At 65.3% G+C, this 12040-nt stretch carries 9 protein-coding genes; all 9 read left to right on the top strand.

Annotated features, from left to right (window positions below):
• The first annotated feature begins 251 nt into the window (after nt 1-251).
• Nucleotides 252-2060, top strand: a complete 1809-nt coding sequence (locus H292_RS0110810; protein WP_231383816.1) for a hypothetical protein — start codon at nt 252-254, stop codon at nt 2058-2060.
• A gap of 147 nt (nt 2061-2207) precedes the next feature.
• A complete protein-coding gene (gene sucC, locus H292_RS0110805; protein ID WP_019664467.1) occupies nt 2208-3371 on the top strand; it encodes an ADP-forming succinate--CoA ligase subunit beta in 1164 nt (387 codons plus the stop codon).
• A gap of 8 nt (nt 3372-3379) precedes the next feature.
• Nucleotides 3380-4291, top strand: a complete 912-nt coding sequence (sucD, locus tag H292_RS0110800) for a succinate--CoA ligase subunit alpha (protein WP_019664468.1) — start codon at nt 3380-3382, stop codon at nt 4289-4291.
• 133 nt (nt 4292-4424) lie between these two features.
• Complete coding sequence (locus H292_RS0110795; RefSeq protein WP_051127747.1) at nt 4425-5651, top strand: acyl-CoA dehydrogenase family protein; 1227 nt, start codon at nt 4425-4427, stop codon at nt 5649-5651.
• Between the two features lie 19 nt (nt 5652-5670).
• Complete coding sequence (gene sfnG, locus H292_RS0110790; RefSeq protein ID WP_019664473.1) at nt 5671-6783, top strand: dimethylsulfone monooxygenase SfnG; 1113 nt, start codon at nt 5671-5673, stop codon at nt 6781-6783.
• A gap of 98 nt (nt 6784-6881) precedes the next feature.
• A complete protein-coding gene (locus H292_RS0110785) occupies nt 6882-8120 on the top strand; it encodes a DUF5336 domain-containing protein (protein ID WP_020111438.1) in 1239 nt (412 codons plus the stop codon).
• 57 nt (nt 8121-8177) lie between these two features.
• Nucleotides 8178-9638, top strand: coding sequence for a cell division protein PerM (locus H292_RS0110780; RefSeq protein WP_231383815.1), 1461 nt, complete (start codon nt 8178-8180; stop codon nt 9636-9638).
• A gap of 127 nt (nt 9639-9765) precedes the next feature.
• Entirely contained in the window at nt 9766-10422 is a 657-nt protein-coding gene (gene purN / locus H292_RS0110775; protein WP_051127751.1) for a phosphoribosylglycinamide formyltransferase, read from the top strand.
• Nucleotides 10419-11969 carry a bifunctional phosphoribosylaminoimidazolecarboxamide formyltransferase/IMP cyclohydrolase gene (gene purH, locus H292_RS0110770; RefSeq protein ID WP_019664477.1) on the top strand — a complete coding sequence of 517 codons (1551 nt, stop codon included), beginning with the start codon at nt 10419-10421 and terminating at the stop codon, nt 11967-11969. Before purN ends, purH begins: the two co-directional genes overlap by 4 nt.
• Nucleotides 11970-12040 lie beyond the last annotated feature (71 nt).

The following is a 12040-nucleotide window of genomic DNA, read 5'->3' as shown; positions in this document are numbered from 1 at the left end:
CGTTCCGTGATCTGCTCGTGACTTAAGACTCGGCAGACGGTAACGAAACGATTGCAGGGCGCGCAAGTTAATCGGCTTCTCGGCGGGCATATGTGAGATGGCTCACAAGCCGAGCAGGGGTTTTGCCGAGATCGCCTGTGATCCCGGACAGCGCTGCAATACCCACGACGCCGTTACCGAAACGCATCCACCGAAATCCTACGGCGCGTGCTCTGCCGTCCATCGTCCACCGACCGATAGCGTCGTCAGGCGTGGCTACTTCTCCGCACGCGTCACCGCAAGTGATCTCCGCACGCTCGCAGGCCGGACCGTCGGCCCGCGGTGCGGCTCTCGCTGCAACCGGGCTCGTCTCGATCGCGGCCCTGCTCGGGCTGGCCTCGATGGCGATGGAGGCCGCCTCGTCGACCTCGGACGGGCCTGGCGCCGGCGTGTTCGCGGCGGAAGTGCTGGCCGTTGCCCCGGTGTTCGTCGTGGCCGTCCTCGCGATCCTCACAGTGCTCGCACGGCCCGCGTCGGCGGGCGCGCTCACGGCCGGGTTCGGGGCGATCTCGGCAGGCCTCGCGGTTCTCGACGCGGGACTGCTGGCGTCGCCGATCGACGCGAACAGACTCGAGCTGCTGCGACCGACCACTGCGGAGGCCCTCACGCCTGGTCTCGGCGCGTATGTCGTTCTCGCTGCGCACGCCCTCGCCGCTCTCGCGGGAGTGTTCGGCCTCGTCGCGATCAGCAGGGCGTCGTATGACGACGGCTACGGCATCTCGTCGCGGACCGATTTCACGGGTCGTGCGTCGGCGGTCCGCATCGGGGGCGCACTGTCCGTGGTGGCTGTGCTCGCCGCGATCGCTGCCGCGGCCGCCATGTTCGCGGTTCCCTACGTCTCGACCGACTCCATCGTGCTGATCCGCGCGGTCGTCGAATCTCCGTGGACGACCGCTGTCGGGTCGGGTGTTCTCGCGTGCGCGGCGGTGATCGTCGTGTCGGCGGCACTCGCGTCGATCTCGCCGACGGTTGCTGCAGGCAGCCTGCTCGGTGCAGGCCTCGGCATCGCCGGAGTGTTCGGTGCTCGCGTGATCGCCGGCGAGAGCTCGGGCCCGAACATCGGGGTCTCCGCAGGGAGCTGGATCGGCGCCGTGGCCGGTGTCGCGCTGATCGTGGTCGCACTCGTGGCGCTGCCGGCGTCGGCGATACGGGATCGGGCCTCGGCAGGCGGTCCCGTCACGAGGGGCGAGCTGGACGGCTCGGCGCACTTCATGCGGTGGCACGCCCTGGCAGGGACAACGGGTGTCTTGGCGGGGGTTCTCGTCGGCGCAAGCGCGTTCCTGCCGGTCCTGGACGTACCCGCCGGGTTGTCGGAACCCGACGTACTTGCCACTCGCGTTGCCCTCGTCGCTGGGTTCGTCCTGGTCGTCGTGTCCATCCCACTGTTCTTCTCGCTGTTCGCGGCGGTCGTCAGGCCAGCTGTCGGCGTGCTGGCCGTTGCCGCAGTCTCCGCGTCGGCAGGAGTGCTGCAGGCGGTGGTTCTCGCCACGGACATCGACGGCGTCGGACTCGGTGTGGGCGGCGCCGCCGCGGCCGTCGGAGCCGTTCTCGCCATGGCGTGCGCCGGTGCCGTGCTGTTGGCGGGCAGCGCCGAGCGCGACGACGTCGACACCTCCGACGTGCGCTCCAACAGAACCGTCGGCGCGGTGGCCCTCGTCGGCGGCGTCGTCACAGCCCTCTCCTTCGCACTCCCGCTCTACACCGGAACCGATGTCTCCGCGCCGTCGCTCCTCGGCGTTCCCTGGGGTGCCGAAGGGTGGGGATGGGACGCGTGGGGGCAGGCCGCGTCGGCGTCGACGATTCTTCTTGCCGCCCTCGTGGCGTCCAGGTCGCGCCCGGCCCGCGGGGCCGCACTGCTCGTGGGCTGCGTGATCGCGACAATCGTGCATCTGCTCGGTTGGCCGCTGACGATCGGGCGATCGGTGGACGCCTCGGTGGGGGCCGGTCTGCTGGTAGGAGTCCTCGGCGGGGTCATACTTGCTGTGGCAGCACTACTTTCGGCCAACAGCGCTCGCAAGTGAGGCGTAGGACACACCTACCTCGTCGGTGAGATAGACCACATACCATCTGGCCGGGCGTAACGGCGTCGGAGCACGTGGATAAAGTCGGTGATCGGACCCGCTCACACCCCTGGAGCGGGCAGTCAACGTAGACGAGACGGTGAGCTGATGGATCTCTTCGAATACCAGGCGAAGGAATTGTTCGCCAAGCATGGCGTACCCACCTCCGCCGGTCGTGTCACGGACACGGTCGCAGGAGCAACAGAAATTGCCGAAGAAATCGGCAAGCCAGTAATGGTCAAGGCGCAGGTCAAGGTCGGCGGCCGAGGCAAGGCCGGCGGCGTCAAGTACTCCAAGGACGTTGCAGCAGCTACCGAGAACGCAGAGTCGATTCTCGGCCTCGACATCAAGGGCCACGTCGTCAAGAAGCTTCTCGTTGCAGAAGCCTCCGACATCGCCGAGGAGTACTACATCTCCTTCCTGCTCGACCGCACCAACCGCACCTACCTCGCGATGTGTTCGGTCGAAGGTGGAGTCGAAATCGAGGTGACGGCGGAGGAGAACCCCGACGCACTCGCACGTATCCCGGTCGATGCCGTCAAGGGCGTCGACCTTGCTTTTGCTCGTGACATCGCCGAGAAGGGCAAGCTGCCCGCCGAGGTGCTCGACGCCGCTGCGGTGACCATCCAGAAGCTGTGGGAGGTCTTCATCAAGGAAGACGCTCTCCTGGTCGAGGTCAACCCGCTGGTTCGCACCCCGGACGACCAGATCCTCGCCCTCGACGGCAAGGTGACGCTCGACGCCAACGCAGACTTCCGTCAGGCCGGCCACGCCGACTTCGAGGACAAGGACGCTGCCGATCCTCTCGAGGCCAAGGCCAAGGAGAACGACCTCAACTACGTCAAGCTCGACGGACAGGTCGGCATCATCGGTAACGGTGCCGGACTCGTCATGTCGACCCTCGACGTCGTCGCATACGCAGGCGAGGCACACGGCGGCGTCAAGCCCGCCAACTTCCTCGACATCGGTGGCGGCGCCTCGGCAGAGGTCATGGCCGCAGGCCTCGACGTCATCCTCGGCGACGAGCAGGTCAAGAGCGTGTTCGTCAACGTCTTCGGCGGAATCACCGCCTGCGACGCAGTGGCCAACGGCATCGTCGGCGCACTGAAGAAGCTGGGCGACGACGCCAACAAGCCGCTCGTGGTTCGTCTCGACGGCAACAAGGTCGAAGAGGGACGCAAGATTCTCGCCGACGCCGCGCACCCGCTGGTGACGCTCGCCGGAACCATGGATGAAGGCGCCGACAAGGCCGCCGAGCTGGCAGCGAAGTAGAGGAAACCATGTCTATCTTTCTGAACAAGGACAACAAGGTCATCGTCCAGGGCATCACCGGCGGCGAAGGCACCAAGCACACCGCCCTGATGCTCAAGGCAGGCACCAACGTCGTCGGCGGTGTCAACGCACGCAAGGCCGGCACCACGGTCAAGCACGTCGACGCCCAGGGCAACGACATCGAGCTCCCCGTCTTCGGTTCGGTTGCCGAGGCAATCGAGAAGACCGGCGCCGACGTGTCCATCGCGTTCGTTCCGCCCGCATTCTCCAAGGACGCCATCGTCGAAGCGATCGACGCGGAGATCCCGCTGCTCGTCGTCATCACCGAAGGCATCCCCGTGCAGGACTCCGCATACGCATGGGCCTACAACGTGGAGAAGGGCAAGAAGACCCGCATCATCGGCCCGAACTGCCCCGGAATCATCACCCCCGGTGAAGCTCTCGTCGGCATCACGCCTGCCAACATCTCCGGCACCGGCCCGATCGGCCTGGTCTCGAAGTCCGGCACGCTGACCTACCAGATGATGTTCGAGCTCCGCGACTTCGGCTTCTCGACGGCCATCGGCATCGGCGGAGACCCGGTCATCGGCACCACGCACATCGACGCCATCGAGGCATTCGAAGCGGACCCCGAGACCAAGCTCATCGTCATGATCGGTGAAATCGGTGGCGACGCCGAAGAGCGCGCAGCCGATTACATCAAGGCCAACGTCACCAAGCCGGTCGTCGGCTACGTCGCCGGCTTCACCGCTCCCGAAGGCAAGACCATGGGCCACGCAGGCGCCATCGTCTCCGGCTCCTCGGGCACGGCACAGGCGAAGAAGGACGCACTCGAGGCCGCAGGCGTCAAGGTCGGCAAGACGCCGTCCGAAACCGCTGCTCTCGCACGCGAGATCCTGGAATCGCTCTCCGTGAAGTAAGTTCCAGCTCGAACGAAGCCCGCCGGGAGCCAGTGCCGGCGGGCTTTTTCGTTCTGTTTCGGATGTGAAGTTCTCAGAATCATCGTGATGCGAAATGTGTTCATTACTCCGCGTAACAGTTTCACTTGCCCACATGACAACCACGGAAAATCGCAGTGCACTGACCAAGGACTGGCCTGATGCGCCGACGTCCGCCGAGGGCTGGATTGCTCGGGCGGGGGAGGTGGCGCAGCTGCTTGCCGTCGATGCCGTTGCTCGTGACAAGGGCCATCAGGCTCCGCGCGACGAGGTGCAGCTTCTGAAGGATGCTGGGCTCGTCACGTTGCTGGGGCCGGTCGAGCACGGGGGCGGCGGTCAGGATTGGCCGACGGCGTATCAGGTGATTCGTCGTGTCGCGGCGGCCGACGGGTCGATCGGCCAGCTTCTCGGCTACCACCTGCTGTGGTTCTGGGCTGCGCGGCTGGTCGGCACGAAGGAGCAGATCGAGGCAGTCGAGGCCGATGCGACGAAGAACAAGTGGTTCTTCGGTGGCGCCGTCAACCCGCGTGACAACGACGTCGCCGTCACCGACGAGGGCGACACCATCGTCTTCGAGGGCGCGAAGTCCTTCTCGACGGGCAGTCGCGTCTCCGACGTGACCGTGCTCGAAGGCGCTTTGACCGGCAGCGATGCACACGTTTTCGCTATTGTGCCGTCGAACATCGAGGGTTTGACGTTTCACGACGACTGGGACAACATCGGCCAACGCCAGACCGAGAGTGGCAGCGTCACCATCGACAAGGTGCGGGTCGACTGGGCGAGTGCGGCGGGATTCGTGGACAAGCAGTTCCAGCCACGGGTCTACAACACGTTGAACGTGCCGACGATTCAGCTGGTGTTCGTCAACTTCTACCTCGGCATCGCTCGCGGCGCCTTGGAGGAAGCGGCGTCGTACACCAAGGACAAGACGCGTGCGTGGCTGCACAGCACCGTCGACAAGGCGATCGACGAGCCGTACATCATCGACATCTACGGTGACCTGACGTCCAAGCTGTGGGCCGTGGAAGCGCTGGCCGACGCAGTTGCGTTGGAAGCGCAGAAGATCCACGACAACGCGTGGGACGTGACGGCGGAAGAGCGCGGTGATCACGAGGTTCGCGTCGCTGCGGTGAAGGCGCGTGCCACCGAGGTGTCGCTCGAGATCACGTCGACGGTGTTCGAGGCTCTCGGTGCCCGAGCGACGGCGAGCAAATACGGTTTCGATCGCTTCTGGCGCAACGTTCGCACCCACACGCTGCACGATCCGGTCGCATACAAGCGCCGCGAGGTCGGTCGATGGGTTCTGACCGGCGAGTTGCCGCAGCCGACCTGGTACTCGTGAGTATCACCGAAGGAGAACGATGAGTACCGAAAGAATTTCCGACGCCATCAAATTCGCCTACTGGGTGCCCAATGTCAGTGGCGGATTGGTGACCAGCGACATCGAACAGCGCACCAGCTGGGACTACGAGTACAACAAGAAGCTGGCGCAGACCGCGGAGAACAACGGCTTCGAATACGCGCTCAGTCAGGTTCGCTACGAGGCCAGTTACGGCGCCGAGTTCCAACACGAGTCGACGAGCTTCTCCCTCGCGCTGCTGCTTGCCACCGAACGACTGAAAGTCATTGCGGCCGTTCACCCCGGCTTGTGGCAGCCGGCGGTTCTGGCGAAGCTCGGCGCTACGGCGGACCATCTGTCGAACGGCCGTTTTGCGGTCAACGTCGTCAGCGGCTGGTTCAAGGACGAGTTCACGCACCTGGGTGAGCCGTGGCTCGAACACGACGAAAGATACCGGCGCAGTGCCGAATTCCTTCAGGTTCTCCGCAAGATCTGGACCGAGGACGACGTCGACTTCCGTGGTGATTTCTACCGAATCCACGATTTCACGTTGAAACCGAAGCCGTTGAACACTCCGGAACGACCCAACCCGGAACTGTTCCAGGGCGGTAACTCGTCGGCTGCGCAGGAGAACGCCGGTCGATACTCGGATTGGTACTTCAGCAACGGCAAGGATTACGACGGAGTCACCGAGCAACTCGACAACATTCGTCGCGTCGCTCAGGCGAACGATCGTGAGGTCAAGTTCGGTCTCAACGGGTTCATCATCGCGCGCGACACGGAGAAGGAAGCCAAGGACACTCTCCGCGAGATCATCGAGAAGGCCAACAAGCCCGCTGTCGAAGGTTTCAAGGGTGCTGTGCAGCAGGCCGGTTCGTCGACGAAGGACGGCAAGGGCATGTGGGCGGACTCGACGTTCGAGGATCTCGTGCAGTACAACGACGGTTTCAAGAGCCAGCTGATCGGAACTCCCGAACAGGTGGCACATCGCATCGTCGAATACCGCAAGCGAGGGGTCGACCTGATCCTCGGCGGCTTCCTGCACTTCCAGGAAGAGATCGAGTACTTCGGGGCGAAGGTCCTACCGCTCGTGCGTGAACTGGAGTCGTCCCAGGCGCTCGTCGACGCAGGGTGAGAAAGGGAGCCTCGCGGCGAGCGGGGCAGTCGAGTCGGGTCCGTAGACTAGCTTGGTCTACGGACCCGTACTCATTTTTTTCTATCGAGGAGAGTGCCATGACGTATCCAGCAGAAGGCCAGCGTCCGCAGGGGCCCGGTCCCGGCGGTTATGGCAGTCAATCACCGGAGGGTGCTCGGTCGGCCGAGTCGACTCCGGGTAATTACGGCGGTTACCCGACGCCCAGCCAGTCGTACGGCACTCAGCCGTCCTACGGAACGCAGCCACCGTCGTACGGTCAGCCGCCGTCGCAGCAGTCTGCACCGACGGGTCAGTACAACCCGCCGCTGGCGTCGGACCGATCGTCCTCGCTGCCGCGAATTCTGACGCTCGTTGCCGTAGCACTCGGCGTCGTGAACTTCCTGGTCGGTCTCGCCGGTCAGTACGAGTTCTTCAGCGAAGGCGTCAACTTCTTCTTCGTACAGGCCGGCGACCCGACGTCCATCGCGCTTCTGCTCGCCGCGGGCCTCGTCGCGGCGGTCGGACTGCTGCCGAAGCAACCCAACACGGTCGGTATCGCTGCCGCTCTTGCGTTGTCCGGGTGGCTCGTACTGGTGTTCCAGAGCTTCAACGTCGGCGACGACTCCGCGGTGGGCGCGCCGGTTCAGTTGGGGATCGGCACCTTCGTCGTACTCGTTCTCGGTTTCGTCCAGACCGTCGTGGCCGTCGCTGCCACGCTTTTCGGTGCGGGCATCCTCAAAGCTCCGCAGCCCAAGCCCGCGGGTTACGGTCAGCAGAACCCGTTCCAGGGATACGGCCAGCAGGCACCCGGATACGGCCAGTCGGCGCAGAACCAGAACTACGGCGCCTACGGCCAGACAGCCCAGAACTCAGGTGCGCAGGCTTACGGCGCCCCGCAGGAACGTGGGCAGTGGAGCGATCAGGGAAATGGTCCTCAGCAGGGGTACGCCCCGCCTGCCTACACCGGGCCCTCGCAGAACCAGCAGAATCAGCCGAACCAGCACACCACCGGCAGCCTCGGTTACCCGGTCGGAACGTCCAAGCCGGATGCGGGAGCCAGCGGATTGACCGGTCCGGCCGGTCAGAATTCGCCGTTCGATCAGCAGCCGTACAGCCAGCCTCCGGTCGGTTCGGGTGGCTACGGCGCGCCGCAGCACGCAGCGCCGAGAGCGGAGCCTGCAGGAGCGACATCGGCTGGAGCACAGTCGGCCGGACAACAGCCTGCGGGAGCATCGCGTCAGGGCGACGAGCCCGAGGACACGTCGGACACCCCGCCGTACAGCGCGCCCACGCAGGCCTTCGGCCAGTCGGCCGCGCCGGAGGACGACAACAAATAAGGCTGTGTCGGCGCGCCTGAACCACCCGTCGGCAGCTAGGTGGAACGCTCGACACCGATGAGCGCCGTATTGAATCAGGAGAGGAAACGCGCCCGAGGGACGTCTCGTCCGCCGGAGCGTCGACCTCTGTTGTCTCCTTCCGAATCCACCACCATGCTGACCGTCGGGTTCCGGATTCCGGGTGTGCTCGTCGCGATCATCGCGACGGTCGTTCTCGTGACGCTGGTGTCGGTCAACAGTGAGCTCACCGGGACGTTCGGAGCAATCGCCGGGCTGTGGTTCGCGATCCATCAGGTCCCGTTCAGCATCGAGGGCACCTCCCTGGGCGTCTTCCCGCTCGTCCCGACGCTTGTTCTCGTCCTTGTCGTGGCGCGGGGCGTCGCGCGGGCAGTCGGCCGGGCGGAGACTCGTCGGGAACACGGTCTGATCGTGGGCGCGGCGGTGTTCGGTCCGGTTCTCGTGACCGCGATCGCGTTGGCGGTGGCCGCGGACGCGTCGTCGGTGATCGGGCTCGACACACCCAATGCTTTGCTGGCTTTCGCGTGGGTGGCGGCCGTCCACGCGGTGTCCGCGGGCATCGGACTGGTGTGCGGGGTGTGGGCCACCGAGTCGGATCGTCTGCCGGAATGGCTGCGCGGAATCGTGGCCCCGACCATCCGGGCGGCGGCTGTCCTCGTCGCGGGCGGCGGTGCGATCGTGCTGGCCGCGATGCTGGCGTCGTGGTCGACGATGGAGATGTTGCTGGAATCCGGAAACGGCTTCGTCGGTGTACTCGGCTTGACGGTGCTGTCGATCCTGTACCTGCCCAACGTGCTGCTCGGCGCGATCGCGGTGTCGGTCGGATCGTCGGCGCACGTGGGCGACGTATCGGTCAGCATGTTCCAGGCCACGGGAGGTCCGCTTCCCCCGCTGCCGGTCTTGGCCGTCCTGCCCGAGGGGCCGTCGCAGACGCTGTGGATGCTGATGCTCGTGATTCCGATCGGCGCCGGCCTGCTGCTCGGACGTGACTGCGCGAGGCGCACGGTGGACGTGCACTACGCACTGTCCGCGGTGTGGGTGGCGAGTGCCATGATCGGCGTGTCCACGCTGGTGCTCGGTTTCGCGGCAGGCGGAAACCTGGGCACCTTCGGAACCGTTCAGGTGACGGTATGGTCTCTCGGCCTGCTCGTCTTCGCCTGGCTTGCCGTCGTCGGATCCCTCGCGGCCGCCGTGACCGCATGGCGCGGAGGGTCCAAGCAGACCCCGATCGCCGACGACGTCGACACGGAACCCCGGCGCGAGCAGGAACCCATCGCCGCCATCGCCGCGCCCGTCGCGCATCCAGAACATGCAGTGGACGCGGAAATCGTCGAAGAGCCCGACGCCCTGCCCGAGACCGTCGATTCACCCGACGTCGACGCTGCCGTGGTTGCCGAGGACACAACGGAGACCGAGGACATCGTCGACGCCGAAATCGTCGAGGAAGTGCCCTCGGAAGCTACGCCGCCTGATGATGGCAACACCGACGACCGGTCCTGAACCCGCTGGCGGACTTGGGTGGTCGTGACAGCCGGGTCACCGGCACTCGCGCCCGAGGACCTGCCTGACGGTGGCCTACACGTGGGCGACTATTCTTTCGAGCGAACCCGTCGGTGATCGTCGGGCGATTTTCGGAGAACGACACATCAGGAGAAGTGCGCTGACTGCCACCCGTGAGCACCCAGCACGCGTCGTTGTCCTCGCTTCGGGCACCGGATCGCTTCTGCAGTCCCTGATCGATGCGACGAAGGCCGAGTCCTATCCGGCGCGGATCGTTGCGGTCGGTGTCGATCGTGATTGCGACGCTGCCCGGCATGCACACACTGCCGGGATTGCGCATTTCCGCGTCGGGCTGAAGGAGTTCGCGGACCGTGATGGCTGGGATGCGGCTCTCACCGAACGTGTGCTGGCGCACGAGCCCGATCTGGTGGTGACCGCCGGCTTCATGAAGATTCTCGGTTCCGATTTTCTCGGTGCGTTCGCCGGACGCATCGTCAACACTCATCCTGCGCTGTTGCCGTCGTTCCCCGGTGCGCATGCAGTGGAGGATGCGCTCGCCTACGGCGTCAAACTGACCGGGTCGACGGTGCATCTCGTCGACGCCGGTGTCGATACCGGGCCGATTCTGGCTCAGGAAGCTGTGCCCGTGCTGGGCGACGACGATGTCGCGACTCTGCACGAGCGAATCAAGACCGTGGAACGCAGGCTTCTGGTCGATGTGATCGCAGCTGTTGCCACCCGAGGTGTTGTCTCCGATGGACGAAAGGCTCAGATTCAACCATGAGTGAACGTAAAGCAGTGCGCCGCGCACTGGTCAGCGTCTACGACAAGACCGGTTTGATCGAACTCGCAACCGGCTTGCACAAGGCAGGCGTCGCTCTGGTCTCTACCGGATCGACAGCATCCAAGATCGCCGACGCCGGGATCCCGGTCACCAAGGTCGAGGATCTCACCGGGTTTCCCGAGACCCTCGACGGCCGTGTGAAGACGTTGCATCCGCGTGTCCATGCGGGTGTTCTCGCCGATACCCGTCGGCCGGAGCATGTTTCGCAGCTCGAGGAGCTCGGGATCGAGGCGTTCGAGTTGGTCGTGGTGAACCTCTATCCGTTCACCGACACCGTTGCCAGTGGCGCGACACCGGACGAATGCGTCGAGCAGATCGACATCGGTGGCCCGTCGATGGTCCGCGCTGCCGCGAAGAATCACCCGTCGGTGGCGGTCGTGGTGGATCCGGCTCGGTACTCCGATGTACTCACCGCAGTGTCCGGCGGCGGGTTCACGCTCGCCGAGCGCACTTCGCTTGCGGCACAGGCGTTCCAGCACACCGCTGCGTACGACGTCGCGGTCGCCTCGTGGATGAGCAGCGTTCTCGTGGAATCGGACTCGCAGTTCCCCGAATGGATCGGCGGCACCTGGGACCGCGCGGCAGTGCTGCGCTACGGCGAGAACCCGCATCAGGCCGCAGCCCTGTACAAGGACCCGGCCGGCACCGGCATAGCTCAGGCCGAGCAGCTGCACGGCAAAGAAATGTCTTACAACAACTTCACCGACGCCGACGCAGCGTGGCGTGCCGCTTTCGATCACGAGGGCCCGACCGTCGCGATCATCAAGCACGCCAATCCGTGTGGCATCGCCGTCGGCGCGGATATCGCCGAAGCGCACCGCAAGGCTCACGCCTGCGACCCCGTCAGTGCTTACGGCGGCGTGATCGCAGCCAACCGCGAAGTGACGGTCGCGATGGCCGAGCAGGTCGCGGAAATCTTCACCGAGGTGATCGTCGCTCCGTCCTACGCAGACGGTGCACTCGGAGTTCTGCAGCGCAAGAAGAACATTCGGGTTCTGCTCGCGGCCGCGCCGTCGGGCAAGGGTGTCGAGCTCAAGCCGATCTCCGGTGGGACTCTGCTGCAGGAACGCGACGCCATCGACGCCGACGGCGACAACCCGGCCAACTGGACTCTGGCAGCCGGTGACGCAGCGGACGAGCAGACCCTGAAGGATCTCGAATTCGCCTGGCGTGCAGGCCGTGCCGTCAAGTCCAACGCAATCCTGCTGGCCAAGGACGGCGCGTCCGTCGGCGTCGGTATGGGCCAGGTCAACCGCGTCGACGCAGCTCACCTCGCCGTCCAGCGCGCGGGCGATCGCGTCGTCGGTTCGGTTGCCTCCTCGGACGCCTTCTTCCCGTTCCCCGACGGCCTGCAGGTTCTCTTGGCCGCCGGCGTCAAAGCCGTCGTGCAGCCCGGCGGATCCGTCCGCGACAACGAAGTCATCGCCGCCGCCCAGGACGCCGGCGTCACGCTGTACCTCACCGGTTCGCGTCACTTCGCGCACTGATCCAGTTCGCACTTGTGCGGGCCGAAGCACCTGATTGGTCTGCACAAGTGCGAACTCGCGCCCTGTGGATA

The organism is Rhodococcus sp. 114MFTsu3.1 (assembly GCF_000383555.1).
Lineage (GTDB): Bacteria > Actinomycetota > Actinomycetes > Mycobacteriales > Mycobacteriaceae > Rhodococcoides > Rhodococcoides fascians_E.
Note: the sequence above shows the minus strand (reverse complement) of the source record. Positions and strands in the feature narration are given on the sequence as shown.